The organism is Rhodovibrio sodomensis, assembly GCF_016583645.1.
In the GTDB taxonomy this organism is placed as follows: domain Bacteria; phylum Pseudomonadota; class Alphaproteobacteria; order Kiloniellales; family Rhodovibrionaceae; genus Rhodovibrio; species Rhodovibrio sodomensis.
In genome coordinates this window covers 1-25,362 of the sequence record NZ_NRRL01000067.1, presented here as the reverse complement: position 1 = coordinate 25,362, position 25,362 = coordinate 1, and the positions used below count along the sequence as shown (strand labels likewise).

General features: G+C 67.3%; 23 protein-coding genes and 1 pseudogene. 7 read left to right on the top strand and 17 right to left on the bottom strand.

Annotated features, from left to right (window positions below):
* From CKO28_RS28085 to CKO28_RS18425, 5 genes are all read right to left on the bottom strand, one after another.
* On the bottom strand, nt 1-193 hold a 193-nt coding region (locus CKO28_RS28085; protein WP_207168865.1), incomplete at its 3' end, for a hypothetical protein.
* 306 nt (nt 194-499) lie between these two features.
* Nucleotides 500-1,741: a type II toxin-antitoxin system HipA family toxin gene (locus CKO28_RS18440; RefSeq protein ID WP_200342283.1), complete on the bottom strand. Its 1,242-nt coding sequence runs from the start codon at nt 1,739-1,741 to the stop codon at nt 500-502.
* On the bottom strand, nt 1,731-2,078 hold the full coding sequence (locus CKO28_RS18435) for a helix-turn-helix transcriptional regulator (protein ID WP_200342282.1): 348 nt from the start codon (nt 2,076-2,078) through the stop codon (nt 1,731-1,733). The genes CKO28_RS18440 and CKO28_RS18435 overlap by 11 nt, the downstream gene beginning before the upstream one ends.
* A 441-nt stretch (nt 2,079-2,519) precedes the next feature.
* On the bottom strand, nt 2,520-3,726 hold a 1,207-nt coding region (locus CKO28_RS18430; protein ID WP_207168864.1), incomplete at its 3' end, for a type II toxin-antitoxin system HipA family toxin.
* A complete protein-coding gene (locus CKO28_RS18425; RefSeq protein WP_200342280.1) occupies nt 3,726-3,977 on the bottom strand; it encodes a helix-turn-helix transcriptional regulator in 252 nt (83 codons plus the stop codon). The genes CKO28_RS18430 and CKO28_RS18425, both read right to left, overlap by 1 nt.
* 342 nt (nt 3,978-4,319) lie before the next feature.
* Between CKO28_RS18425 and CKO28_RS18420 the strand changes: the two genes are divergently transcribed.
* The 3 genes and pseudogenes from CKO28_RS18420 to CKO28_RS29630 form a co-directional block, all read left to right on the top strand.
* Nucleotides 4,320-4,922 (top strand): hypothetical protein, encoded by a 603-nt coding sequence (locus CKO28_RS18420; protein WP_200342279.1) that lies wholly within the window; start codon nt 4,320-4,322, stop codon nt 4,920-4,922.
* A gap of 391 nt (nt 4,923-5,313) precedes the next feature.
* Nucleotides 5,314-5,754, top strand: a complete 441-nt coding sequence (locus CKO28_RS18415) for a type II toxin-antitoxin system HicB family antitoxin (protein ID WP_200342278.1) — start codon at nt 5,314-5,316, stop codon at nt 5,752-5,754.
* 519 nt (nt 5,755-6,273) lie between these two features.
* Nucleotides 6,274-6,408, top strand: a pseudogene (locus tag CKO28_RS29630) (hypothetical protein); the annotation flags it as partial.
* Between the two features lie 101 nt (nt 6,409-6,509).
* On the opposite strand, the gene CKO28_RS18405 reads toward CKO28_RS29630, so the two are convergent.
* The 12 genes from CKO28_RS18405 to deoC form a co-directional block, all read right to left on the bottom strand.
* Nucleotides 6,510-7,748, bottom strand: a complete 1,239-nt coding sequence (locus tag CKO28_RS18405; RefSeq protein WP_200342276.1) for a Fic family protein — start codon at nt 7,746-7,748, stop codon at nt 6,510-6,512.
* A 468-nt stretch (nt 7,749-8,216) separates the two neighbouring features.
* Nucleotides 8,217-9,173: an IS1595 family transposase gene (locus CKO28_RS18400; RefSeq protein ID WP_200342275.1), complete on the bottom strand. Its 957-nt coding sequence runs from the start codon at nt 9,171-9,173 to the stop codon at nt 8,217-8,219.
* A 332-nt stretch (nt 9,174-9,505) separates the two neighbouring features.
* Nucleotides 9,506-10,594, bottom strand: coding sequence for an SIS domain-containing protein (locus CKO28_RS18395; RefSeq protein ID WP_200342274.1), 1,089 nt, complete (start codon nt 10,592-10,594; stop codon nt 9,506-9,508).
* A 37-nt stretch (nt 10,595-10,631) separates the two neighbouring features.
* Nucleotides 10,632-11,642 carry an eIF2B alpha/beta/delta subunit family protein gene (locus CKO28_RS18390; protein WP_200342273.1) on the bottom strand — a complete coding sequence of 337 codons (1,011 nt, stop codon included), beginning with the start codon at nt 11,640-11,642 and terminating at the stop codon, nt 10,632-10,634.
* Nucleotides 11,643-11,661: 19 nt separating this feature from the next.
* Complete coding sequence (locus CKO28_RS18385) at nt 11,662-12,576, bottom strand: carbohydrate kinase family protein (RefSeq protein ID WP_200342272.1); 915 nt, start codon at nt 12,574-12,576, stop codon at nt 11,662-11,664.
* Nucleotides 12,577-12,584: 8 nt separating this feature from the next.
* Nucleotides 12,585-13,595: an ABC transporter permease gene (locus CKO28_RS18380; RefSeq protein ID WP_200342271.1), complete on the bottom strand. Its 1,011-nt coding sequence runs from the start codon at nt 13,593-13,595 to the stop codon at nt 12,585-12,587.
* A gap of 2 nt (nt 13,596-13,597) precedes the next feature.
* Nucleotides 13,598-14,578 (bottom strand): ABC transporter permease, encoded by a 981-nt coding sequence (locus tag CKO28_RS18375; protein WP_200342270.1) that lies wholly within the window; start codon nt 14,576-14,578, stop codon nt 13,598-13,600.
* A 67-nt stretch (nt 14,579-14,645) separates the two neighbouring features.
* A complete protein-coding gene (locus CKO28_RS18370; protein ID WP_200342269.1) occupies nt 14,646-15,632 on the bottom strand; it encodes an autoinducer 2 ABC transporter substrate-binding protein in 987 nt (328 codons plus the stop codon).
* Nucleotides 15,633-15,708: 76 nt separating this feature from the next.
* Nucleotides 15,709-16,533 carry an ATP-binding cassette domain-containing protein gene (locus CKO28_RS18365; protein WP_200342268.1) on the bottom strand — a complete coding sequence of 275 codons (825 nt, stop codon included), beginning with the start codon at nt 16,531-16,533 and terminating at the stop codon, nt 15,709-15,711.
* Between the two features lie 3 nt (nt 16,534-16,536).
* Nucleotides 16,537-17,778 carry a carbohydrate kinase family protein gene (locus CKO28_RS18360; RefSeq protein WP_200342267.1) on the bottom strand — a complete coding sequence of 414 codons (1,242 nt, stop codon included), beginning with the start codon at nt 17,776-17,778 and terminating at the stop codon, nt 16,537-16,539.
* A gap of 17 nt (nt 17,779-17,795) precedes the next feature.
* Complete coding sequence (locus CKO28_RS18355; RefSeq protein WP_200342266.1) at nt 17,796-20,183, bottom strand: aldehyde dehydrogenase family protein; 2,388 nt, start codon at nt 20,181-20,183, stop codon at nt 17,796-17,798.
* A gap of 16 nt (nt 20,184-20,199) precedes the next feature.
* Nucleotides 20,200-21,240 carry a deoxyribose-phosphate aldolase gene (gene deoC / locus CKO28_RS18350; protein WP_200342265.1) on the bottom strand — a complete coding sequence of 347 codons (1,041 nt, stop codon included), beginning with the start codon at nt 21,238-21,240 and terminating at the stop codon, nt 20,200-20,202.
* Nucleotides 21,241-21,481: 241 nt separating this feature from the next.
* On the opposite strand from deoC, the gene CKO28_RS18345 reads away from it, so the two are divergent.
* From CKO28_RS18345 to tnpB, 4 genes are all read left to right on the top strand, one after another.
* Nucleotides 21,482-22,480 (top strand): TAXI family TRAP transporter solute-binding subunit, encoded by a 999-nt coding sequence (locus CKO28_RS18345; RefSeq protein ID WP_200342264.1) that lies wholly within the window; start codon nt 21,482-21,484, stop codon nt 22,478-22,480.
* A gap of 15 nt (nt 22,481-22,495) precedes the next feature.
* Nucleotides 22,496-24,295 carry a TRAP transporter fused permease subunit gene (locus CKO28_RS18340; RefSeq protein WP_200342263.1) on the top strand — a complete coding sequence of 600 codons (1,800 nt, stop codon included), beginning with the start codon at nt 22,496-22,498 and terminating at the stop codon, nt 24,293-24,295.
* A gap of 154 nt (nt 24,296-24,449) precedes the next feature.
* The gene (gene tnpA / locus CKO28_RS18335; RefSeq protein WP_200342262.1) at nt 24,450-24,881 is read left to right on the top strand and encodes an IS66-like element accessory protein TnpA; all 432 of its coding nucleotides are present in this window, start codon (nt 24,450-24,452) and stop codon (nt 24,879-24,881) included.
* Nucleotides 24,878-25,069, top strand: coding sequence for an IS66 family insertion sequence element accessory protein TnpB (gene tnpB / locus CKO28_RS29365; protein WP_200342261.1), 192 nt, complete (start codon nt 24,878-24,880; stop codon nt 25,067-25,069). The genes tnpA and tnpB overlap by 4 nt, the downstream gene beginning before the upstream one ends.
* Nucleotides 25,070-25,362: the final 293 nt, after the last annotated feature.

The following is a 25,362-nucleotide window of genomic DNA, read 5'->3' as shown; positions in this document are numbered from 1 at the left end:
AGGCATGCCGGGCCTCGTTGCGCAGCTCCTCGGCGGAATAGTCGGCCCGCAGCGGGACCGGTGCGGGCATGGCAAGCTCCTCCCAGTCATCTTGTCGGTCAGCTTGCCTAAAGCCCAACATATGCGATTCGTCGCTGGGAATCCCCGCTATCGAGTCAGCTTCCGAAGCCGGTGGTATAAGCTGATTCGCCATCGGCATCACCCGTTGCGCGCGCAGCCCACCTTCGCACATACGCATTTCCGGGAAGCGAAGAAACCGGGCGCACACAGCAGCAACCAGGAGATGTGATGCAAATCTGATCGGTCAACGCGGAGGAACGACCGACATGTACGTAAGGATCGATTGCGCGGCTGCTGCGCTCGGCGTTGCGGTCGTTACGCTGCGGCCGGCTGGCACAATTACGTCCCGGTTGGCCGACACCGGGCGGGCATCGCCGGTTCAGCGTGGACGACCTGAACGGGTGGGGACGCGCGGTGAGCGTTGTTCGGTCGGCTGGGTCTAAGCCTCTCGGAAGAAGCCCTCGTAGAGGAAGGCGGGTTCGATGGCCTGGCAGTCGGTGTCGGAGACGCCGGCGGCGCGGAGGGTGGTGTACCAGCTGCTTTGGACGGTCCGGGTGATGGCATCGAGTTGCTGGGTGGCCTGCTGCTCGTTCAGGAGGAATCGCCCGGCTTGGGACAAGAGATTGAGGCGGTTGGCAAAGCGTCCGTAGCTGCCGCACTGCATGGCGAGGTCACGGCGGTCCTGGGAGACGACCGGGGAAGGCTGGAGATCGAACACGGGGCTGAGGCGCCAGGTGAAGTCCTTGCCGATCATGGCATGGTTGCGGGGATGATCATCGAGGTTTGACACGGCGGCGTTGAAAACCATGCGGCGAAACAGGTCGTGGAGATCCGGGCGCGGGTCTGCGCTGGCGCGGCGGACTTCGTCGGCAAGCTGGATGTAGGACCAGGCATCGCGATCAGCGACGGTGTCCTCGGTTCGCAGGAGCGTGAGGCCGCTGACCATGCGGTGGCGGCGGTAGCCGCCGACGGTTGGGTCGCGGTCGAAGCGGCGGACGAGAAGGATGTCGCGGCCGCCGATCGTCTCGATACGTCGGCTGGGGACATCGATACCGGCAGCGGCGGCGAGGTCGAGGAGGCCTTTCTCGACGCGCGGGTTGTTGAACCGATCGTCGGGGCGGCTGAATTTGGCGATCCAGAGGTCGTCGTCGGCCTGGACGACGGCTTTGGGACGGCCGCCCCCCATGGAGGTTCCCAGGAGCAGGAGGTCTTCGAGCTGACCGTTGCTGACGGGCTCGTCGGCGACGATGGCGTCGGCGGCATCCTGGAGGCGATCCAGGTGGCGGGTTTCGTTGAAGTTGCGTTGGGGTGGTGGTGGCTGTTGGTTGCGGCCGAAGGCCAGGGCCCCTGCCCGATCGTCAGGGCCGTTGAGGAGATAGTCGAAGTCGTCCAGTTGGGTGAGGCCGGCGCGTTTTTCGATGACGCGGCGGCCCCAGAAGTCGGGCATGGCATCACGGATCGCGCCGAAGAAGCCGTTGAGGCGGGCGGTCTCGAAGACTCCGGAGCGCAAGGTGAGTTCGACGGGATCGAGCTCCGTGGCATCCTCGCGCGCAAGATATTTCCGGCCATAAATGAAGCGGCCGATAGGGCCTCGGTCGGTTGTTTCGCGGCGGAAGCGCGCGGCTGTGACGAATTCGGTCTGGCCTGGGGGGACGATGTAGACGTAGCACTCAGAAGTCATCGTCGAGATCCCTCGTACGTGCTGGGCGAGCGCGCTTGGGTTTCCGGCGATGTTCCAGCATTTGACCCTCTTCGTCGCGCGCGGGATCGGCGACATCGTGGACGTGCTCAAGGAGACCGAGCGCCCAGAGAGCGCCCAGGTAGTTCGTGACCGCCACACTGGGCTTGCCGTGCTCCACGTTGTTGATCATGGCTCGAGAGATGCCGACTTTGTTGGCGAGATCCTGTTCGCGCCAGTTGCGGCGGAGCCGGGCCTCGCGGATGTTCTTGCCCAGCTTGATAAGGGCGTCGCTCACGGCAGCCGGCGGTGCCTTCAGCAGGTCGTTGGTGCGTGGCATGTTTTATATCACGATCCTAACGCTTTTTGCTGTTTGATTTATGTAGCATGCGCGATCGTGCCCCGGTAAGCAAGGCGGAGATGGGCGTACCGCATATATCGAACATTAAGATTTTACGTGTAAGACCTATGTGACATGGCCGAATACCTATGTGACATGGCCGAATGGGTCGCCCGCACGGCCCCCGCGGGCCGCCCGCGATGCAGGTCTGAGCGCTTTCCGGCGCGGCGATCCCGTGCAACCGGACATCGACGTCTCGGATCTCCAGCGTGTCGCCGTCCGTGACGCGCGCTCGACCGGGTCACGGTCTGGGCGGTTCAGCCCGCGATGGCGTGTGAGTCGGCTTGGGTTCAGGGTGCCGATCGGGACTATAACGCATCGACAAGGGTCGGTTTTGCGGCGGCAGACCGTGGCGCCGACCCAAAAGCCTCAAAGCCGTCNTGAGCGCCGTCTGCGCGGCCTGCGAAATGTCGCTGATCGCCTCGTCAACAAGGGTCTTCGGCAGACCGGCCGCTTCTCCGGTTTGCCGGAAATGTCGGCCGGTGATCTCGCCCACGCGATAGTGGTTTTTCCTACCCACGGCCATCGCGAGCTTAATCTGCTTCGATCCGATCTGCCGGGCGACACGGCTCGGCTCGGCTGTGAGAATGTCGTAAAGCGGCGTAAGGCGATACGTGCCCCCGGGGCCGAGAAAAATGCTGAAGTTCTTGGCGTGGCCGTCGGTCGCGCCGAGCAGCCAGAACAGGATCTGTGCCTTCAGTAACTGCTTTTGATCAGCCGCCGGCGTGTCGCTGCCGCGGAGCAGCGTCATGATATCTACGAGGCCCGGACCGCCTTCGCTCTGGTATTTGCGTGTGGGCGGCACCGACAGGGCCTGGCAGCAATCTTCCTGCGGGACACGCAGCAGCCGGCCGTCCGATGTCCAGCGCCGATCGAACCGGCGGATCAGCAGCGCCTTCGTCGCACCAAAGGTCTCAATGGTCGTCTCGTTCACCGGCAGGCCGCATGCCGCAGCGAGTCTGAGGCAATAGAATTCGTTCTCGACGCTGTTCGTCAGGTCGATTCCGTTCGGTAGCCGTCCGATCTGCGTTTTGAGGATATGCGTGGTCGGTGTCGGGCCGTGCGGCTTGAGCCAACGATCTTCATAGCGTAGCAGCGCGGTCTTCTCCTGCGCGCCGGCTACCGAAATCCGGAATGGATCATCGCGGGTGAGCCCGAGCGGGGTTTGCGTCAATCCTCGTAGCAGCCGCTCGATGGCAGCTTCGTCGATCGGTTGGCCCGCGATTCTGCTCGTGTCGCCGGGTTCGTCGGCATCGGCTATAAATTGCAGGGCACCGACGCAGTCATGGCCGACCGCCGCAAGCAGGCTAAAAGCATCCGTGCCTTCGGCGCCGACTTGTTCGGCAACGCGCCGACGCAACGCTTCGACGTCGGGCAGCAGGTTGTCGAACACGGCCGCGACCGGCGCGCCGCGGTAAGGTGCCTCGCGCAAGGGCAGGGACAGCGAGACCGGCAGCGCGTGCGGCCAAGCGAGCCAGTCCATGTCATAGCGGAAGGCGATTTCTCCGCCGTGCGCTTTGGTGAGATAGCCGACAAGGCGGTTGTTCAGCAGGACCCGGAGGGGGGGATGTTGCGGCCGGCGCGTCATCAGAAGATGTCCTCGAGATCGGCCGTGCCGCCTTTCGTCCGGGTCGCGATCCGGAATTCCAGATCCAGCGCGGCCAGAACGGATAGCAGCGTGTCGATGCGCGTGGCCGGATTGCCGGTCTCGATCAGCGAGATCGTCTCCTGACGCAGGCCGGCGGCATCGCCGAGCTTTGTCTGGCTAAGGCCGGCTTTCTTGCGGGTACGGCGCACAAGCGTGCCGATTTGTTGCGATGTGCGGGCAAGGTCGGTCATGGTCAGTCCCTAACTTTCACTATGCACCAATTCCGATAATGCGGCAATATCGGATCTGCCCCATATCACGCGCTTATGTGCCAAGTCCTATAAAACTGATTTATCGGAATTACCCCATAAACCCTGAAGAGTGTGGACCGGTGCCAGGGTCCCATGCCGGAGACGCGCGGCCCTTCTCACCCCAGCGGATGGGTACACATTTCCCTTTGTGTGTGTGACGGATACGAGAGCGCAATGTCTCCACGAGAACTTGGGGGAGACGGAAGGAGCCATTCCACGGGCGACGCGAAGCGCCGGAAAGCGCACGGCGGCGGGAGAGATGCCTACGTAGAAGATGGCAAAGTGAAGGCGCATTACGAGGTCGATACGACCTGCTACCGCGATCTGTTGCGCGCGGGTGCACGGGATCGCCGAACAGCCGGAAAGCGAGGATCGCACGGACAACGAGCGGCTGCACGCCGCCTGTTCGCCGGCCGCGACTACACCCGCCACGTGCCGTTGTCGCCGGGCATCGTAGACGCGATCGAATCGTTGCGCGAGCACGCGGAGGCGGTAGAGCACATGCTTTCGAGCCTAGCGGCACCGGACAACGCCGACCCCCTCCAAGTCGCCTACGAATGGCCCGTCGACGACGGCAAGAGCGCGAAGCTGGCCCTAGTCTGCCGGAACCCGAGCGACAACGCCCAGCGTGAGGTCCACTTGTGCTGGCAGAACGCGGAAGGCAAGTTCGGCACCGCTCCGATCATCCTTTGCTTCAACGCAACCGGCGGGATCGCGGAAGCAGAGATGCGCTTCCTGCAATTGGAGAACCAAGTCCCGCGAACCGAGAATGCCACGCGGGCTTTCGTATCGAACATGGTCACTGCGCTTGTCGCCCGCGCGATGGAGCGGAAAGGCTCGCTGGAAGTCAGTGTTGGAACGTTCCCCGGCAGCCCGACTACCTAGGCATTGTCTGCAATGCGTGTTGGCGCTTGCGTTGATCCCTACATCTGCTCTCCAGAGCGCTCTTGGAAAACCAAATCGGCGGGAGCGGCCCGGTGTCTGGAAGGTGTTCGGAGATCAAGGTGAGTAGGCCGTGGCGGGATCGTGTTGACACTAGGACATGAACGTCCTACGTTCTCGGCATGACGGGTCACGAATTTCTGAGACGGCTGCGTCGTCTGGGTAAGGCCAACGGTGTCCGAGTGCACTACGACGGTAAGCCGGGGAAGGGTAGCCACGGGCGTGTCTACTACGGCACGGCTTTCACGACGATCAAAGACCCGACTAAAGAGATCGGTTCCGGGCTGCTGAACAAGATGGTCGCGGACCTGGGCATTAGAAAGGATGATCTATCATGAAGATCACGTATCCAGCCAAGTTTGATGCTGATGAAGACGGCCGTGTCCTGGTCACGTTCCGCGATCTACCGGAAGCCGCAACGGATGGGGTCGACATTGATGAAGCACGACGCGAGGCCGCCGATGCGCTTACGTCTGCATTGATGTTCCGCATGAAGTATCGGGAGGAGGTCCCCGGGCCGACGCGACGGCAACAAGGTGAGGAGCTGGTCACGCCAGATACGGGCGTGGCGATGAAGATCGCCCTGTATATCTCCATGCGCGAGCACGGAGTAACGGCTGCCGAGCTGACGAGGAGACTCGGCGTCGATAATCGGGAGATTCAGCGCATCCTCAACCCGCAGCATGCGACGAAGGTGGCGCGTATGGCCGAAGCTATCACGGCAACGGGTAGCAGCGTCGTCGTGGAGTTGCACGAGGCGGACAAGGTGGCCTAACCGCAGCCGTGTGCGGCGATGGGGTCCTGCCCAGGTAGACGGGGCGCTTATCGTGTGCGGAGCCTGTACGGTCGATTGTGAGGCCCTCTTCGCCGGCCGGCGCCAACCCGATCTTCGTGCGCGCCCTATGATCTGACGACAGGTCGTGGGTCAGAGGTGCGCCAACACGCTTTGTAGACAATGCCACTACCTATGGCAACGCATAAGCGAAGACATCGAGTTATGATCCAGTTGAAGCCTCAGTAGGCAGTACGACCCATCCAGAGCCCCTGAGAAGCAGGCCCCGAAGAACGAGGTTTTCCGAACATCGACTCAGTCCTACCACGCGCGTGTACAACGACTGTGGTTCAGCGTGAGCCGGCGAGACATCGAAATAACGGCTCATCCCGTTGGCTCAGGTAGGCCCCCATCTTGGGTCCGGGAATGGGGTCCCGCTCCTTCGCCCGGGCCGTTTTTCACCAAAGCACATGTGTGTCAGAGGTTTTGACGCAATCAGCGACTGTGGCAAAAGGCCGTAGGCTCGTTCACCAACCCTATTTCCTGACGGTTCACGACCTCGTCAGCTTCGCACGCTCGCGCGGCATCCTCTGTCAGGGCCGCGGCTCGGCCGCCAACTCCGCCGTCTGCTATTGCCTCGGCATCACATCGCTCGACCTGAGCCACCAACTTGGTCGATTGAACGACGGCGGCACCGGACGGCTCGAGCCGGAGTGCCGCTCGTTCCACTAGGTGACGCTCGTCAAGAAAGCACACTCTCACGGGCGGCTAAAGACAGAGACGTCGGGCGGTTCTGGGGCGTTGATGTCGGCGTCGGCGAACAGGTTCGGAAAGAGGCGTTCGCGGTAATCGAGCGGGAAGGCGATCCGGACGGGCGTTTTCGGCGACCGGGACTGCAAAAAGCCGACATCGACCAGTCGTCTGAGCGTGTTTCGCGCGGTGCGCTCCGAAACCCGAAGAACGAGCGGAGCGTCGCCACGATCGAGTGCGCCATGGCGAAGTACGGTGCTGATCAGGTCGGGGGCGTGCCGATCATCGACAACGTCCTTTACCAAGGCACGGTACCGGTCATTGAGGCGCTCCAGGTCGAACACGCTTGAAGCGAAGCGAATCTGGTCGAGCATCACGGCAAGGAACCACTCGCAGAACTCCTCCAGTGCCTTGAGGGACAGGTTGCCACGCCCGTCACGATCTCCCTGCCGGGGACTGTCGGCATGGTCCATCATGCGCTTGTATTCACTTGCCTCTCGAAGCCCACGCGCGAGACCTCGCGATACCGACCACAAGCCATTGCCTCCGATGCCCGCCTTGTGCGCCATGGCATGCGACATGAGACGGCTGACGCGGCCATTGCCGTCCGGGAACGGATGGACGTAGTTGAGCCGATGATGCGCCGACGCAATTGCCACGATGTAGCGGCTGGCATGCTTTTCCGCCGTGCCGAAGCGCCAGGAGAAATAGTCCATGAAAGCGCCGACCCGCTCCGAGGATGGAGGTTGGTGACGTCCGACCTCGATCTCGCTGTCGCCGGTGTCGCGGAATTGGCCGGGCACTATGGGCGTGCGCGTTCCGTCGGGATGTTCGACGACGCGGAACTCCTCCGGCATCTCCTCGTAGAAACGACGGTGTGCCCATTGTAGGAACGCGGAGGAGGTGGGGCTCGGCATGGCCCCTTGAATCCACTGCGCATCGATTTCGCGCTGAACCACAACGTGAGCGCGGGCTTCCAAAGCAAGTGGACGGCGCTCTGGATCGACTTCGGCACCCCGAAGAGCGCGTTCGATGTCGCGTGGACGCGTATTGTGCCCCTCGATGAGGTTCGAATAGTAACAGTTCATCATGCGGACAAAGTCCGCCAACTCTTGCGCGGCGTCCGGATGCAACCCCTGCCCAAGCGTGCCGGCAGCTCTCTGGAGCTCCACCGCCAGATCGGCGATCCTGTGCGGCATGCCATCCTCGAAGAAGCACGGCTCAATCCGTTCCGGAGGCTCCAGCATTTGCCGATCCTTTAACCCTATAAAACATAGGATATATAGGATCGTATAGTGGGAAGTGCAATGAAATTGCCGATATACGCTGCCGATCTTGTCGGCAAGGATGAAGGGGCGTTTGGCATCGCTCTATCCCAGACGGGAGTTTATCGGGGACAGGTTCAAGTGCACCGCGATGAACCGGTGATACATCTGGTGGCGGATCGGGTAGACGATCTCAGTGCGCAGCTCGGCCCCTTGAACGACGGCGGTACAGGACGGCTCGAACCGGAGTGCCGCCCTTTGTTCACCAGAACGGCTCATCCCGCGCGCTCCGGTAGGCCCACATCTTGGGTCCGGGAATGGGGTCCCGCTCCTTTGCCCGGGCCGTTTTTCACCAAAGCACATGTGTGTCAGAGGTTTTGACGCAATCAGCGACTGTGGCAAAAGGCCGTAGGCTCGTTCACCAACCAGCAGCCCTGACTGTGTACCGGGCTACGCCTGGCCGGTGATGAGCTTGTAGGGCGCAGGCTGGCTGATGCCGACGATGTCGAGAAGGGTGTCGAGCGAACCCTTGCGCAGGCGCCTTCGGTTCCAGCGGAACACGAACTCGTCCAGGTAGGCCTGCAAGTGCTTCGGCCGCAGGCCGTGGTAGACACCGAGCGCCCAACGCTTGAGCTGGGCGAACACCCGGTGGATCCAGGGCAACACGACGTGCGCCGCCATGGTGCCGACGACGATCGGCCTGTGTCCGTGGTCCTGAAGCTCGCGGTAGGCGGGTAGACCGTCGCTGATGATCAGGCTGTTCTGCTCGACCGTACCGTGGATAAACCGATGCAGCGTTGTCCGGTGATAGTTCGGGATCGTGGCCAGCCGGATCCGACCGGGCATCGTATCCGGCACCCCGTTGCGCTCGATGTCGCGGATTTCCACGGCGCCAATCAGCAGCATCTTGCCCAGCGCACTGCGCCCCTGGCCGCCGGCGACAGGCTCGTTAGCTCCGCGGAACGGCAGCGACATCTCGTCGACCTCGACGGTCCCCGTGAGCGGGTCGCGGCCGGGGTTCACCATCGCCCGTCGGATCTTCTGCAACAGCAGCCAGGCGTCCTTGTAGGAGTTCAGCCCGACCGCCGGCCAGAGCTGCATGGCCGAGATGCCGTTGGAGTGGGTGACCACCAGGTGCGCGGCCAGGAACCACTTACGCAGCGGGATCTTGCTCCGGTGCATCACCGTGCCCGCAGTGACCGAGGTCTGCTTGTCGCACGCCTTGCACTGCCAGGTGTAGCGCTTGGCGCGCAGACGCCAGCCCTCGCCGCCGCAGTGCGGGCACACGAAGCCATCCGGCCACCGGTGCGCCGCCAACGCGTCCGCGCACGCGTCGTCGTCCGGGAACCGGGCGTTGAATGCAGCAACCGATGCCGGTTGCGTGCGTTTGTTCCATCGAGCGGGCATAGCCCTCTAGACATGGGTAACGCCCGTCCCTCGGTCAAGCTGCCGAGCCGCAACATGTGGTGTCACCTGACTTAACGGGATGAGCCTTTCGAAATATCTCTAAATCAGTGTCTTGTTACGCTGATCGGTGCCCTGCCCCCGACACCGATCCAAATCCGCAGCAACCGGTCTTGGGCTCCCGACCGCGGGTGGATTGACCCGAGAGGCGCGGCAGCGGCCGGCGGCGGCGCGCACCAACCGCAGCGCCAGCACTCCGGTGTGCCTGGGCGCGGGGTAATACGCATTCGACCATTTGCTGTCGCGAGGATGGCCCAACCGAGCACCTGCCATCGTCAGCTGGCGACCTTGACCCGGCCTTGCTTCATGAGGCGCGTCTGGACGTCCGCATGAAGTTGACCGTTGGCGAACCCGGCTCTGGGCTGCTCCAGGTCGGGACACACGGTCTCGGCGACCGTCAACGCCAGTGCCTGCGCCGCCAGCGCGGACAGCACCGGGAAGGCCAACGGCGACTCGTTACGGAAATCGGCGAGAACCCGGCTCGCCGGGCCCGGGTCGCCGTCCTGTGATGCGAGGATGGTGTAGACGCGCGCAAGCGCCGGGAGGGCCTGTGCCAGTTCCAATGCGCGGAAGCCGGCGGACCCGGGATCGACGATCGGCACCACGATATCGTTCGGCTCCAGGATGAAGTTCATCCCGTGCACGAAATTCTCGCTCTCGGCCGCGAAAGCCGGCAAGCCGCCCGCCTCATGGAACTTCGCCGCAGCGTAGCCGGCCGTGCCGTAGGCGGCCAGACCGCCGAGAAAGACGTAACGCGTCGCCGCGGCGGGCTCTTCGCCGGCCAGAACCACCTCGCGCGCGGCCCCGAGACATTCCGGCAGAACCGCACGGGCCCGGTCCGGCAGTGCGTTCAAGACCGCGAGCCGTTGGCCGGCGAACGCCTCCGCTAGGGTCGCGAGGGCCAGAAGCGTCACGGTGTAGTCCGTGGTGTGCGGGGTCGCCCGGCTCATCGGGGTATAATCGAGCCCGACCGTGGCGGTCGCCGCCTTCGCCAGCGCAGACCCTGTATCGCAGGTCACGGCGATCACCCGAACGCCCCGGGCCTGCAGCCGATGCGCGCACTCCACCGTGCGGGCTGTGCCGCCTGAAATGGACATCAGCACCGCGTGCTCCCCCGCCCGGGGCCCATCGTGCTGGAAGCCCAGCTCGAGCGCGCTGCCGGGGCGGTACGGCAGGTGGGTCGTGGCGTAGTACGCCGCCGCCGCGTGGGCGGCGAACAGGCAGTCGCCGCAGCCACCGGCCCAGATCCGACCGCCGGGCGTGGCGGGAACGGCAGCGTGGGCGGCCTCCCGCAGCTTGGGAAGGATGTCGGCGAAGACATCGGGCTGGCGCTGAAAATCCGTGCGCATCGTCGCGTTGGGCATGTCTCGACCTTCGATCGACGTGTCGGGCCTCGGGCGGTCAGTCGACTTGCGTGGCGCCGAAGAGTTCGCGCCCCAGCGACCAGACGGCGTGCGGGGTGACGAAGCCCTGGTCGGTGATCAGCCCGTCGAATGCCTCGGGCGGCACCCGCTCCAGTTCCGGGCTGCGTGTGGCGACCTCGGCGCCGGCCGGCGCGCCACCGGGCAGCAGGCGGGCGTCGAAGTCGCGGATTCGCGGCGGCTTGAAGCGGCCCGTGTAGCTGCGTCGATCCAGTTTGAACAGATCGCCGCAAGCGTAGACCGCGCGCCCGGCCGCCCGCGCCCGCTCGGCGTAGGGACGGCTGCCCACGGTGTTCAGGAAACTGCCGTCGCAATACAGGCTCTCCACCCCGAGAAGCACGGCATCGCTCCGCGCGAGAGCATAGTCGATCGCGGCATCGACGACGTAGTCGACCGTCAGCCCTGGGACCGCAAGCTCTTCCAGGTAGCGCCAGCCGCCAGCGATGCAGCGGCTTTCGGGGATCACCAAATGTGTGAGCGAGCCCTGCTGCGCGAGCGCACGGACGACGGTTGCCACGGTGCTGGAGTAATCGAACAGGAGTAACCGCGGGCGATCCGCGAGAAGCGCCTGCGCGACCGCGCTCAGCCGATCGCTGCGCTGGCCCGCCTCCGCCTGCCAGCGCGCCATGCGCTCGCGCAGGGTCTGGGCGCGCTGATCGGCCGGCTGCCCGTCGAGGCCGGCGGTCAGCCAGGCGATGGCGTTGGCGACCACCGGGGCGTCGCCCCCGCGGGTGCGCGCGATCGCGTCCCCCGCCAGGCGCGCCCGGCGCACGGCCGGGGGGTCGCGCTCCGCGTCCGGCGCCCGGAGGTCTTCCGGCGACGCCACGTCCAGGATGTGACGGATCAGCTCCTGGCTAAGCGCGACGTGCTTGCTCGCGCCGAGCACCCCCTCATCCACGATCTGCCAGAGGTAACGCTGTTCCGTGTCTCCCGGGGCGGGCAGCCCCGCATCGGCAAGCAGGTCGGCGTAGAGCTGGCTTCGGCCTTCCACGGGCTCGCTCCTCGTCTCGTCACGTGTTGTCCGACGGCGCCGCTGGCGGCGCCGCCGCGATCCGGGCGCGCAACGCGTCCACCTCCGGACGCGTCGGCAGCGCGGCCTGGGCGCCGAAGGCCCGGGTCGACAGGGCGGCGGCCGCGTTGGCGAACGCAAGCGCCCCCTGCACGGGTGCGCCGGCCATCCGGGCGCTGAGAAAGGCACCGGCGAAGCAATCCCCCGCCCCAGTTGTGTCCTTCGGCGTCACGGCGATACCCGGCGCATGAAGCGATTGCGCGCCATCCTCGTAGCGCGCGCCGTCGCGCCCCAGTGTCGTCACCAGGGCCGGACCGTTTTCCCCGGGGCACCATAGCTCGTCGAGCGCGGCCCGCATGCTTCGATTGACAAACAGCAGATCGAGGCGCGGCAGCAGCCGCACGAGCGCGTCCGCGTGGGCGGGGATGTCCGCCAGTTCCAGGTCCATCGCGACCGGCACGCCGGCCTCGGCCGCCCGGTCGACCGCCGCCCGGGCAAGGGCGGGCGAGCCGTAGCTGATGTGCACGTAGCTCGCCCCGTCCATCACGTCAGGCGTGATGTCCGCGGGGTCGGGCATGAAGGCGGGCGTCTCGACGCGCACGAGTGCCTTTTCGCCGGTGTCGGTCAGGAAGACCAGCGAGGTGAACGTCGCGCACCCGGCCAAGCTCCGGCAGCGCGACACGTCCACCCCCGCGCCCGCGAGGCCGGCCAGCACCTGTCCGCCGGCGGGATCGTCCCCGACGAGCCCCAGGAGCCGGGTCGGCGCACCCAGGCGCTGAGCCGCCATGGCGACGTTCGCCGCCATGCCCCCGGGCCAGTCGCCCAGCGGGCGACCGCTCACCTTGCCGTCGAAGGCCGGCAGGCGCTCGACCGCGATCATCCGGTCGAGATCGATGTCGCCGATGCACAGGAGCATACCGTCCGTCATCGGCCGGCCGCCCGGCGGCGGCGCACCGCCTGAGTCGTCGCCACGCTCAGGATCATAAGACCTCCGATCACGCCGAGCTGCCAGGCCATTGAGATTCCGGCGAGTTCCAAGCCTGTCTGCAGCGTGGTCACGATCAGGATCGCCAGGACCGTCCCGCGGATGTCGCCCTGCCCGCCGAAGATGTGCGTGCCGCCGAGGACAGCGATGGTCACCGAGAGCAACTCCAGCCCCTCGCCCGCATCGGGGCTCGCCGACATCAGCCACGACGCGCTGACGATCCCCGCCAGCCCGGCCAGCGTGCCCGACAAGGTGTAGAGACCGAGCCGCAAGCCGTCGACCTTGATGCCCAGCAGCCGGGCGGCCTTCTCGTTGTTCCCGCAAGCGTAGATATGCCGGCCGACGACCGTCCGCGACAGCGCAATATGCAGGATAACGGCCACCGGCAGGAACACGACGAAGACGTGATTGGGGATGTCGAGCCAACCCGGCGCGCCGATCCAGGCGAAGGAATCCGGAAAGCCGGTTTGCGGTCTGCCCCCGGTGAGCGCCAGGGCCAGGCCGCCAAAGGCGAAGTAGGTCGCCAGGGTCGCCATCAGCGACGGGATGCCGACGATGTTGATGAGGACGCCGTTGAAGAAGCCGAGGGCAGCACCGAAGGCGAGGCACGCGAGGCATGCCAGCAGGATGGGCACGTCCAGCGGGCCGAGCAGCCAGCCCAGGAACACCCCGGCCAGCGACATCGCCGAGCCGACGGAGATGTCGATGCCCGGCCCGCCGGAGAGCATGACCAGCGTCTGGCCCATCCCGAGCAGGCCCAGAACGGGGATGTACTGCAGGAAATACGGGAGCGTGCTGAGCTGGAGGAAATACGGTGACAGCAGCGACATCACGACGATCGCCACACCCCACAGGACGAGCAGCAGGGCAAAGCGATTTTCCATATGGCGCAACAGGATCCCGGCGAACCGGCGGGCCCCGTGCGCGTTCGCGATCGAACCTGTGGCCATGGTTACTGCGCCCGTTGCGGCCCGCCGTGTTTCAGCGCGTCAGCGGTCAGCACGACGATCAGGAGACCGCCGATCACCACTGTTTCCCAGAGGGACGACACGCCGATCAGGACGAGCCCGTTTTGGATCATCTTGATGAACAACACGCCCAGCAGCGCGCCCAGGAGGGACCCCACTCCGCCGCGGATGTTGGCGCCGCCCAGGATCACGGCCGCGATCGCCTCCAGGGCGATCGTCGTGCCGATGTTGACCTCGACGTTGCGCAGCCGCGCGACATAGATCAGCGCGCCGGTGGCGGCCAGGAAGCCGAGCAGGGCGTAGACCTGTATCTTCACGCGGTCGACGGCGATGCCGGCGAGCCGGGCGGAGTTCTCGTTGCTGCCGATGGCGTAGAGATGCCGGCCGAAGGCGTGATGGCGCAGCAGCAGGTAGCAAACGCCGTAGACACCCGCGATCAGGTAAAGCGGCACCGGCAGCCCCAGCAGGTTGCCGGAGACGAGCGGCGATAGGGTGTCCGGCAGCCCGGAGATCCACTCCCCGCCGATCACCAGGAACAGCACCGCGAGGAAGACGTACATCGTGCCCAGGGTGGCGATGATCGGCGGCACTTTCGCCTTCGCCACCACGGCGCCGTTCACGGTCCCCAGGGCCGTGCCCACGGCGAGGCCAAGCAGGACGATGACCGGCGCGGGCAGCCCCCATTGGAAGCCGCGACCGATGAAGATCGCCGAGACCGCGAGGACGCCGCCCACGGAGACGTCGATCGCCCCCGAGATGATCACCAGCGTCATGCCGGCGCTGATAACTGCCAGGTCGACGCTGTTGCGCAGCGTGGTCGTGAGATTGTCCAGGGTGAGGAAGTACGGCGAGGACACGGCGAAGAACCCGCCGATCAGGACGATCGCCGCGAGCAGCACGACCTCGCGCTTGGCGTGGAGCAGGCGCTGCGTCCAGACGGGCGTGACGGTCTCGGTCAGGGCCATGGCGCGTACCTATCCAGGAAGAGGGCGGGACCCCGCGGTCCCGCCCCGACACGGCGCAGCGCGTCGATTAGAAGTCGTACTGGTCGACGTTCTCCTTGGTGAAGACCATCGGCGGGCCGAGCAGGAGGATCTCCCGCTCCGGCAGCCACCGCACCGGATCATCGAGGCCGGGGACGTTCATGGTCTTCTCGAAATCCTTGCCCTGGACCAGCTGCTTCGCCGCCCAGACGGTCAGGTAGCCGAGGTCCGCCGGGTTCCAGAGCACGGAGAAGGGCATCGCGCCGGACTTGATGTAGTCGCGCACGGTGTTGGGCGAACAGTACCCCGTCGTGATGACCTCGCCGATCTTGTCCGCATCGGTGACGGCCTGGGCCACGCCCGGGCAGGTCGTCGAAGCGATGCCGATGATCGCATCCAGGTCGGGATGACGGGTCATGGCGTCGGTGGCGTATTGGTACGCCTGCTTTGTGGTGCCATTCGTGTGCTGGGTGGAAACGATCTCGACCGACGGGTACTTGTTCGCCACCCGCTTCTTGATCGCGGCGATCCAGTTGTTCAGCGACTGGATCGTCGGCGCGTCGGAGATGATGGCGATCTTGGCGTCCTTGCCGGTGCGCTTGATGAGCTGGTCGGCGACCGTGTTGCCGAGCTCCTGATCCAGCGCCTGGGCGACGAAGAATTCGCGCGCGCTCTCCGGGGCATCGGCATCGGAGGTGATGACGTGCGTGCCTCGGGCCTCCGCCCGCCTGATCGCCGGCTGCAGGCTGCTGGCGTCGACAGGGCTCACGGCCACCACGTCGAAACCGCGGTTCACAAAACCCTGGAAGACGCGCAGCTGGTCGGAGGCGTTGGTACTGGTCGGACCTTGCTGCTGGTAATCGACGCCGAAGCGCTCGGCCGCCTTCTCGGCGCCCTCGCGCATGGCGACGTAGTACGGGATCCCCTTGATCTGAGGCACGAAGCCGACCCGCGGCTCGTCCTGTGCGATGGCCGCCCCGGCCGCCGCGCCGAGCGCGATCGACGCGCCGAGGATGCCGGCAATGAAACGTTTCATCGTGAGCCTCTCCTGCGTTTGCATGGTGTGTCGCGCGGCCTTGCTGGCCGTCTGTCTTGCGTCCGTGCGCGGGACGTTAGGACGGCCGGGCCTGCCCGGCCGTCTTGTCGGGCCCGTCGGCCGGATCGCCGGCGGCGCCGGGCTCGGAGCGGTGAGACAGGTCGACGCCGTGCGCGCCGGTGATGAGCCCGATCACCTCCTCCGGGGTGGTCTCCGCCACGCGGCGGACCGCCTCGATCCGGCCCTGGCGCATCACCGTGACCCGGTCCGCCACGGCGAAGACATCCTGGATGTTGTGGGAGATCAGCACGACACCCTTGTTCTGGCCGCGCAGGCGCAGGATGAAGTCCAGGACCTTGCGCACTTCCGCGACCGCGAGCGCCGCCGTGGGCTCGTCCATGATGATCAGGTCGGCGTCCAGGTTGAGGGCGCGCGCGATGGCGATGCCCTGACGCTGGCCGCCGGACATGGCCTCCACGGTCAGGTCGAGGTCCTGGATCTGCACCTCCAGGTCGGCCAGGAGTTCCCGTGTGCGCTGGCGCATGCGCTTGTGGTCGAGGAACGGGATGCCCAGGATCGTCCGGCGCAGTTCCTGACCCAGAAAGATGTTGTCCGGAACGTTCATCTTGTCGGCCAGCGCCAGCTCCTGGAAGATCGTGGCGATGCCCAGCTTCCAGGCGTCCTGGGGCGAGCGCATCGCCACCTCGCGCCCCTGCAAGCGGATCCGGCCCCGGTCAGGCTGGTGCGCCCCGGCGACCGTCTTGATCAGCGTGGACTTACCCGCCCCGTTATCGCCCACCAGCGCCATGACCTCGCCGGCGTCGGCCTCGAAATCCACACCGCTCAGGGCGGTGACGCCGCCGAAGTGCTTCTCGATGCCGGTCATCTCAAGCAGCGCCATGGCTCAAGCCTCCGCCTGCGTGGTCTCGGATGCCGCGTGATGGCCGAACGCCAGCGGGGGTTCCGCCGCCTCGGTCAGGGCCGCGAGCCGGGCGGCATCTAGGTCGAGGCCCTGCGCGCCCTGGTGCCGGACGGCTTCCGAGGCTGCCGCGACGGCGTTGTGCAGGGCCACGGCCGGGTCCGCGCCGTTCAGCCAGACCGCGAGGAAAACGCCCGCCAGCGTATCGCCCGCCCCGGTTAGATCGAGCACCTCGGTCCGCGGGGCGGCCATGTGGAACCCCGTGCCGTCCGGGCGCAGGTAGCTGGCGCCCTCGCGATCCAGCGTCAGGATCACACGGCAACCGGTGCGCACGGCCGGCGAGCGCGCGAGCAGGTCCCGCATGCCGGCGACCAGCTCGGCTCGCGGCGCGCCGGGCTGGCCCAGGATTTTCGCGGCGAGCTCGCGGTTGATGAACACGAGGTCGAACAACTCGGCGAGGCGGGCGAAGCCGTCCAGCTCGGCCCAGTGCCCGGGCAACCCGGCGGCGTGCATGCTGGTGGTGACGCCCAGCTCGTGCACGTGACGCAGATCTCCGGCCAGGCTGTCCACCTGGTAGCCCTCGACATGGACGGCGTGGCGCTGCCCGGTGTTCCGGATGCGCTCGCCACGCCCGAGGTAGCGGGCGACGTTGACCGGGCGCAGCTGCAACGGTTCGTTGATGATCGTGCGGCTGCCGCTGGGCTCGACCAGCACGATGGCCCGGCTCAGACGCTGATCCGAGCGGCGTTCGATGCCGATCGTGCTGACCCCGCGGGTGTACAGATCGCTCACGGCCCACTCGCTGTCGGCGTCGAACCCCAGGGCCGTGATCAGTTCGCTGTGGACCGGGTAGCGCGCCTGCAGGCTGGCCGCGTAGACGGCCACGTTCGCCGCCGGGCCGCCCAGGGCCCGGTCGATGCTCTCCGCCGTGATTCGGTCGTCGCGATGCGGCAGCACCCCAACCCGGGTGATGAAGTCCACCGACAGGTAGCCGACACTGGAGAGCCGCGGCGCATCCGGCGGCAGGTCCGGGTTGTGCGCCGTGTGGCGGCGCGCGATCAGGGATTGGGCGATGGTATCCGGGCGGTAGCCCAGCTCGGCGATGGCGTCCTCCACGCGCTGACGCGTGGCCGCGCCCACGCGGCCGCGGCCGTTGAGGACGTTCGACACCGTCCCGACGGAAACCCCGGCGTGCTGCGCGACATCGCGGATCGTCTTGCGGGCCATCGCCGGTCTCTCCGCCCTTACGCGCCGTACGGGACCCAGACCGTCTTGGTCTGGCTCGCCCGCCGCATCCAGCCGAGGCCTTCCGCGCGGGCCGGATCGTGCCAGTCGACCGCCCGCCCGTGGTTGGTCCAGACGCGCTTCAGGTTGCCGCTGCCGGCCGCCTCCATCCGCGCGCAGCCGTCGGACGGGCCGATGTACCAGAGGCCGTCGACGTCCAGGTGCCGGGCCAGGGTCTCCGCGAGGCCGTCGCGCGCGCCGGTAACGATGTTCACGACCCCGGCCGGGACGTCCGACGTCTCGATCACCTGATAGAAGTCCGTGGCGAGCAAAGGGTGCACTTGCGAGGGCACCAGGACGACCCGGTTCCCGGCCGCCAGCGCCGGGGCGAGAAGGCTGGCGAAGCCCAGCAAGGGCGCTTCTTCCGGGGCGGCCACGCCGAGCACCCCGATGGGCTCGCGCAGCGTGACCGCCAGGGCGCGGACGGGCACGGCATCGACACCGCCGGCGAACTTGTCCGCCCAGGCGGCGGCGGTGAACAAGCGATGCACCGCGCCGGTCACCTCCGCCGCCGCGACCGGCTGGGCGCAACCGGTCAAGGCGACGACGCGCTCGGCGAACTCCGCCCGGCGCGTCTCCAGGTTCTCCGCGAGGTAATACAGGATCTGGGCGCGGCCGTGGGCGGGCGTGGCCGACCACGCACCGGCCTTCCGGGCGGCCTCGACCGCGTTGCGGATATCCTTGCGGTTCCCCTCGGCGACGTCGCCGACGACACGGCCGTCCCGGCCGGTGACCGACCGGCAGTTGCCGCCGTCCGGGCGGACCTGTTTGCCGCCGATGTAGTGCTTGGCCGTTCGGTCGATCCCCGAGGGGGCCGCCCGGTCGACGGCCCGCCCGGTCGGGGCCGTCGGCTGCCACGGCTCGTCAACGAGCGGGCCGATCCGAGGTTTCAAGTATTCGAACAACCCTTCGCGCCCGCCCTCGCGGCCAAAGCCGGACTCTCGGTAACCGCCGAACGGGGCGGCCGCGTCCAGCAGGTTGGTCGCGTTGACCCAGACGACGCCGCACTGCAGCTGCGGCGCGATGTCCAGCGCCACGCTCACGGATTCGCTCCAGACGCTGGCCGCCAGCCCGTAGCGGGTATTGTTGGCGAGTTGAACGGCTTCGTCCGGGGTGCGGAATGTCATGGCGGCCAGCACCGGGCCAAACACCTCCTCCTGCCAGAGCGCGCTGGTCGTCGCGACGTCGGTGCACAGGGTCGGGGGGTAGAAGGCGCCGTCGTCCGGCACGGTCCCGTCCGGCTGCCAGACGGTGCAGCCGGCATCACGCGCCGCGCTGACCGTCTGGGCGATGCGCCGGCGCTGGTCATCGTCGACGATCGCCCCGATGTCGACGCCCTTGTCCAGGGGCGGACCGACGCTCAGGGCCGCCATGCGCCGGCGCAGCCGGGCGTAGAAATCCGCGGCGACACCTTCCTGCACCAGCAGCCGCGAACCGGCGCAGCACACCTCCCCCTGGTTGAACCAGACGGTGTCGACGACCCCCTCGACCGCGGCGTCGAGGTCGGCGTCGTCGAAGACGATGAACGGCGACTTGCCGCCGAGCTCCAGGGTGAGCGCCTTGCCGCTGCCGGCGGTGCGTTCGCGGATCCGCCGGCCGACCGCCGTGGACCCGGTGAAGGCGATCTTCTCGACCCGGGGATGCGCCACGAGCGCCGCGCCTGTCTCGCCGTCCCCGGTGACGACGTTCAACACGCCCGCCGGCACGCCGGCGTGCTCGACGAGTTCCGCGAACTTGAGCGCGGTCAGGCTGGTCTGCTCCGCGGGTTTCAGGACAACGGTGTTGCCGCAGGCGAGCGCTGGGGCGACCTTCCAAGCCAGCATGAGCAGGGGGAAGTTCCACGGGACGATCTGGCCGCAAACGCCGACCGGCCCGTGCTGCCCCAGCTCGGCATCGTGGTCGAGCAACTGCGCCCAGCCCGCGTGATGATAGAAGTGCCGGGCGACGAGCGGGATGTCGACGTCACGGCTCTCCCTTATCGGCTTGCCGTTGTCCAGGCTTTCCAGAACGGCGAGCAGCCGACCGTGGCGCTGCACCAGTCGCGCCAGCGCATACAAGCAGCGTGCCCGGGCGTGCCCGCCCAGCCGCTGCCAGCCGGGCTGGGCCTTCGCCGCGGCCTCGACGGCGGCGTCGACGTCCGCCGAACCCGCGTGCGCGATCCGGGCGAGCGGCTTTCCGCTGGCCGGGTTCACGCTGGTCATGTAGGTGTCGCCGGCGGAGGCGCGCCAACCGCCGTCGATGAACAGGCGGAAGCCGTCAGCATGGCCCTGCAGCCAAGCGTCGGCGTCCCCGTCGGATTCCGGGGCCGGCGCGTAATCCATGGTGTCGAAGTAGTCCGCGACGGTCATCGGGCGGGTCTCGGGTTCAGGGCATGGCGTGGCGGTGACCGGCGGCGTAGGCACCGGTGGCGAAGTGGGTGAGCTGGCGCTCGATGTCGCTGACCAGACCGGACGCCCCGATCCGGAACAGCTCCGGCTCGAGCCAGTCCCGGCCAAGTTCCTCGCGCATCAACGTCTGGTACGCGAGCGCATCCTTCGCCGCGGAGATGCCACCGGCGGGCTTGAAGCCGACCCGATACCCGGTCGCCTCGGCGTAGGCGCGCACCGTCCGCGCCATAACCAACGCGACCGGCAGCGTGGCGTTCACGCCTTCCTTGCCGGTCGACGTCTTGACAAAGTCCGCCCCCGCCATCATCGCCACGAGGGACGCCCGCGCGACATCGCGCAGCGTCTTGAGGTCGCCCGTGCCGAGGATGACCTTGAGGTGCGCCGCCCCGCACGCTGCCCGGAAGGCGGCCACCTCATCGTACAGCCCCCGCCAGTCGCGGCGCAGGACGTGCTGGCGGGAAATCACGATGTCGATCTCGCTCGCGCCGGCCGCGGCGGAGTCCTCGACTTCCGCCACCCGGGCCCGCATCGGGCTGAGGCCGTGGGGAAAACCGGCGGCGACGGCGGCGACCGGGATACCGCTGCCGTCCAGGGCCGCCACGGCGGTGGCGACCATGCCGTGGTAGACGCAGACCGCCCCCGTCCGGATCACCCGGTCGTCCAGCCCGAGCGCCGCCTGGAGGTCGGGATCGAGCGGCTGCCGTGCCTTGCCGCAGAGCCGGCGTACACGCCCGGGCGTGTCGTCGCTGTTAAGGGTCGTGAGGTCGGTGCAGGTGACCGCCTTGACCAACCAGGCGGCCTGCGCCTCGTTCTTGACGCTGCGCCGTGTGATCACGGTGGCGGCCCGGCGTTCCGCCGCCGCGCGATTGACGCGCACGTCCGCCACCCAATCCAATCTCAGCGCGCACCCCGGGTTCCGCCCCTCGTCGTCCGCCTTCCGGGCGACCGGCTCGACGACGGCCGCGGGCGCGCCCGTCGCGGTGTCCGCATGTCCTCGGCTTGCCGCCATCATCGCCATTTGGCCCCACGTGCCCGTCGTCGAACGGCTCCGCACCGGACGCCACGTCCGGCGGCCATCCGGAAAAGCCGATTTTCGACCGTGACTCACTTGATGAAACGTTTCAATACCCGTATGGCCGGGCCCGGGGCATGGACGCACGGGCGGCGCCGTGGAACGCTTCGCCGCGCCGTCGGCCCCCAACAGCCGCCGACACCACCAATAGGTTCGAACAGGACAAACGCGAATGGGGAGGTTTGCCATGTTGGCACGGAATTACACGGCCGGCGCGGCCGCGCTGACGCTCGCCGCCGGGGTGCTGGGCCCCCTGGCGGCTGAGCCCGCCGCGGCACAGAGTCGTGTCACCCTCAAGTCGGCATCGGCCGAGTCGTCGTATTACGTCATGACCGTCCAGCTCGCCGAGATGATCCGCGAGCAGAGCGAGGGGGAGGTGATCCCGACGGTCGAGGAGAGCCAGGGCTCGGTCCAGAACGTGCGGGAGGCGGCGCGCCGGCCGGGCGCGTTCTTCTTCACCACGCCGCCCAGCCTGCTGCACAAGGCCGAGCAGGGCGCCGCGCCCTTCGACGACGGCGGCGACTACTCGGGCATCCGCACGCTCTTCCCGATGCCCTTCGTCACCATCCACTTCGTCGTCCGTGCCGAAACCGGGATCGACAACGTCACCGACCTGAAGGGCAAGACGTTCATCGCGGGCGGCACCGGAACCTTCTGCCACCAGCGCTCGACGGCGATCCTGGACGCGTTGGGCCTGTCGCACGCCGTCGACACGCCGGACATGGAACTGAGCGGCGCGCCCGCCGCACTGCGCAACAAGCAGGCAGCCGGCTACGTGACCTGCAGTTCCCATCCCACGCCGCAACTGCAGGAACTTGGCACCATGGTCGACCTGAAGCTGCTCAGCTTCACGCCCGAGCAGCGCGAGACCCTGCTGGCCATGGGCCCCGGCACCGGGCCGGTCACGATCGACGCGAGCACCTACGAATGGCTGCAGGAACCCGTACAGACAGTCGGCGTCCCGGTGGGCGGCTACGCCGTCAACATGGACGACACCACGGCCGAGCTGATCGTCGAGCAGTTCTGGCGGCAGCGCGAGGAGCTGGCGAAAGAAAACCCATGGTGGGCTGGCGTGCGCACCAGTCAGGTACAGACGCTGCTGGCGCCTCTGCATCCCGGCGTCGTCGACTACTACCAGAGCAAGGGCGTCGAGATTCCCGACGCGATGCTGCCTGACGGCCAGTAGAACCGGGACCGTCTCGTGCCGGACACCGATCGCCAGGCCCACGGCTGGGTCGCCTTGTCGCTGGCGGCCCTGACCGTGGGCTTTCACCTCTACGTTGCATTTTCGGGGCTGATCCCGAACCTAGTGACGCGGCCGCTGCACCTGGCGGTCGCGATCCCGTTCGTGTTCTTCGTCGGCTTGACGGCCGGCCGCGGCAAGGCCAGCCGCTGGAGCGGCTACGCCGTGGGCGCGGCGGGGCTGCTGGCGTGCCTCTACATCGTCGTCAACCGGGAAGCGCTGATCCATCAGTACGGAACCCTCGTCGGGCCCGGCCAGTATCTTGTCGCGGGCGTGCTGATCCTGAGCGTGTTGGAGATGGCGCGGCGGGCGATCAAGGTCGTGCTGCCGACGGTGGCCCTGCTGGTGCTGGCGTACGGCTGGTTCGGCGGCTGGATCCCGGGCTACTTCGGCCACGGCGGCCTCGGACCCGCCTATCTGCTGGGCAGCCTGACGATCACGGAAGGCGGGCTTTGGGGCACGCTGACCGGCGCGTCCGTCAACACGATCGCGCTCTTCGTCATCCTGGGCGGGTTCATCTCGGCGGGCCAGGCCGGGGCGGGCTTCATGGCCTTCGCCACCCAGCTCGCCGGACGCCTCCGGGCGGGCGCCGCGCAGGTCGCCGTGCTGTCGTCGGCGTTCTACGGCACCATTTCCGGCGTCGCCGCCGCCAACACGGCGACCACGGGCATGGTCACGATTCCGGCCATGAAGCGCCTGGGCTATCCCCGCTCGATCGCCGGCGCGGTCGAGGCGGTGGCAAGCACGGGCGGCCAGATCCTGCCCCCGGTCATGGGAGCCGGCGTGTTCGTCATGGCCGAGTTGCTGCGCATGCCCTACACCGAGATCATGGTGGCGGCGATCCTGCCCGCGGTGCTGTTCTTCGTCACCACCTGGGGCGGGCTGTACTACTTCGCCGTCCGCTACGATCTCCCGGCGCTGCCCGCCGACCAGCTGCCCGGCTGGCCCGCCGTCGCCCGGGCATTGCCGTTCTTCCTGGTCCCCTTCTCGATCCTCGCCGGCACCCTCGCGTTCACGGATTACACCCTGGCCTACGCGGCCGTGTACGCGACCGGCGCGACATGGCTGACACTCGCCTTCGAGCCGGACGGGCGGCCGTCGCTCCGGGGCTGGGCGGCGCGCACCGCCGACGCTCTGACGATCGCCGCCCGCCAGGTCGCGACGATCGCCGCCGTGATCATCTGTGCCGGCATCGTCATCGGCGTGTTCAACTTGACCGGGCTCGGGGTCAAGCTGACCTCCCTGATCGTCGGCGCCTCGGGCGGCACGTTGTGGATCGCGCTGCTTCTCACCGCATTGGCCAGCCTCGTCCTGGGCATGGAACTGCCGACCACGGCCGCGTACGTGATCTGCGCCGCGGTGGCGGCGCCTGCCCTCACCGAGATGGGCGTGCCGGACCTCTACGCCCACCTGTTCGTCTTCTGGTACGCGCTGCTCTGCACGATCACCCCGCCCGTCTGCGGCAACGTCTTCATCGCCGCGTCGATCGCGGAAACCCCTTGGCTTCCCGTCGCCGGCAACGCGCTGCGCCTTGGAGTGGGGCTGTTCGTCGTCCCGCTCGCCTTCATCGCCAACCCGGCGCTCCTGGAACTGGCGCAGCAGCCGCTGCTGGCGCTGGCCGCCGCGGTTAAAATCGGCATCGGATTGCTTGCGATCAGCTACGCGATCGTCGGCTGGCGGCGCCGGCGGCTGGCCGAGGCCGGCCGGCCAGTCGCGCTGGCGATTGGGCTCGGCGTCGTTTTCACGTATGGCTTTTGAGAGGCCGGCGGGTCATCGGGACGGCCAGATCTGGCAGCCGCGCTTCGCCGCTGCGCCCGCTCGATCCCGTTGGTAAGCGTCACGAGACCCCCACGTGGCGCTCCGCTGCGGTATGTGCGTAGCCTCTCCGCTCTTTCGCGAGCAGGAGGGGCTGATGAGTGATCGTGTGCAAGGTAATTGGCAAACTGATGGGCACAGGTACCGACGGATGGAGCTGACGACGGGAACGCAGCGGCGGCGGTCCTGGACGCTGGCCGACAAGGCCCGGATCGTGGCGGAGAGCTTTTCGGGCGACCGCCCAGCGTCCGAGGTCGCGCTGAGGCACGGAATCCACCGCAACCAGATCTACAACTGGCGCCGCGAGCTGGCCAAGGCGGCCACGAACGAGATCGAGGACGACAGCCCGTTCGTGCCGGTGCGCGTGGCGCCGCCTGAACCGGAGACGCCCGTCGCCGAGCCAGGTCGGCACGTTGACGACACCTTTGCGGTGGAGGTCGAATTCGCCGGCGCCACCGTGCGGGTGCGCGATGGCGCGGACGGCGACCTCGTCCGCACGGTTCTGGCCGCGCTGAGCGTGCCGCGGTGATCGCGGTTCCGAGCAACGCGCGGATCCTCGTCGCCCGGCATCCGATCGACTTCAGGGCCGGTCACGACCGATTGGCTGCGCTGGTGACGCAGGCGCTGGCGGACGACCCGTTCTGCGGCACGATTTTCGTGTTCCGCTCGAGTGACTGCTCACCCCCACCGGTGAGTAGGTCAGGCGGCGGCCGGTAGAATGACGGATTGGCCAGCAAGGACGCGCCGAATGGCGGCGAGCGGGCTCAAGCCGTATAGGCGGCCGGTGTCGACGACGGAGCGCACGCCGGCGTAGAAAGCAGCGCCCCATTCGGCGTTAAAGCCTTGCGTGATCTTCCTGTTATGTGGAGCTCCGCATAACAGGAATTATGCGGAGCCCACGATTATGCGGAGCGTTGATCGCAAGCGCGCAAATCAGGGCGAAATTGGAGCGGGCCAACTCCGCATAACGAGAGCGCGCATGACCCCTGGAACGGCGGGAGCGGCTGGAG

Excerpts from the sequence above, each read along its gene's own strand:
- CKO28_RS18440 (WP_200342283.1), bottom strand. The coding sequence starts at position 1,741 with ATGACTTCTGAGTGCTACGTCTACATCGTCCCCCCAGGCCAGACCGAA.
- CKO28_RS18425 (WP_200342280.1), bottom strand. The coding sequence starts at position 3,977 with ATGACCGACCTTGCCCGCACATCGCAACAAATCGGCACGCTTGTGCGC.
- CKO28_RS18385 (WP_200342272.1), bottom strand. The coding sequence starts at position 12,576 with ATGCTCCTGTGCATCGGCGACATCGATCTCGACCGGATGATCGCGGTC.
- CKO28_RS18405 (WP_200342276.1), bottom strand. The coding sequence starts at position 7,748 with ATGCTGGAGCCTCCGGAACGGATTGAGCCGTGCTTCTTCGAGGATGGC.
- CKO28_RS18345 (WP_200342264.1), top strand. The coding sequence starts at position 21,482 with ATGTTGGCACGGAATTACACGGCCGGCGCGGCCGCGCTGACGCTCGCC.
- CKO28_RS18400 (WP_200342275.1), bottom strand. The coding sequence starts at position 9,173 with ATGCCCGCTCGATGGAACAAACGCACGCAACCGGCATCGGTTGCTGCA.
- CKO28_RS18370 (WP_200342269.1), bottom strand. The coding sequence starts at position 15,632 with ATGAAACGTTTCATTGCCGGCATCCTCGGCGCGTCGATCGCGCTCGGC.
- CKO28_RS18415 (WP_200342278.1), top strand. The coding sequence starts at position 5,314 with ATGAAGATCACGTATCCAGCCAAGTTTGATGCTGATGAAGACGGCCGT.
- CKO28_RS18395 (WP_200342274.1), bottom strand. The coding sequence starts at position 10,594 with ATGCCCAACGCGACGATGCGCACGGATTTTCAGCGCCAGCCCGATGTC.
- CKO28_RS18360 (WP_200342267.1), bottom strand. The coding sequence starts at position 17,778 with ATGGCCCGCAAGACGATCCGCGATGTCGCGCAGCACGCCGGGGTTTCC.
- CKO28_RS18365 (WP_200342268.1), bottom strand. The coding sequence starts at position 16,533 with ATGGCGCTGCTTGAGATGACCGGCATCGAGAAGCACTTCGGCGGCGTC.
- CKO28_RS18375 (WP_200342270.1), bottom strand. The coding sequence starts at position 14,578 with ATGGCCCTGACCGAGACCGTCACGCCCGTCTGGACGCAGCGCCTGCTC.
- tnpA (WP_200342262.1), top strand. The coding sequence starts at position 24,450 with ATGAGTGATCGTGTGCAAGGTAATTGGCAAACTGATGGGCACAGGTAC.
- deoC (WP_200342265.1), bottom strand. The coding sequence starts at position 21,240 with ATGGCGATGATGGCGGCAAGCCGAGGACATGCGGACACCGCGACGGGC.
- CKO28_RS18355 (WP_200342266.1), bottom strand. The coding sequence starts at position 20,183 with ATGACCGTCGCGGACTACTTCGACACCATGGATTACGCGCCGGCCCCG.
- CKO28_RS18380 (WP_200342271.1), bottom strand. The coding sequence starts at position 13,595 with ATGGCCACAGGTTCGATCGCGAACGCGCACGGGGCCCGCCGGTTCGCC.
- CKO28_RS18435 (WP_200342282.1), bottom strand. The coding sequence starts at position 2,078 with ATGCCACGCACCAACGACCTGCTGAAGGCACCGCCGGCTGCCGTGAGC.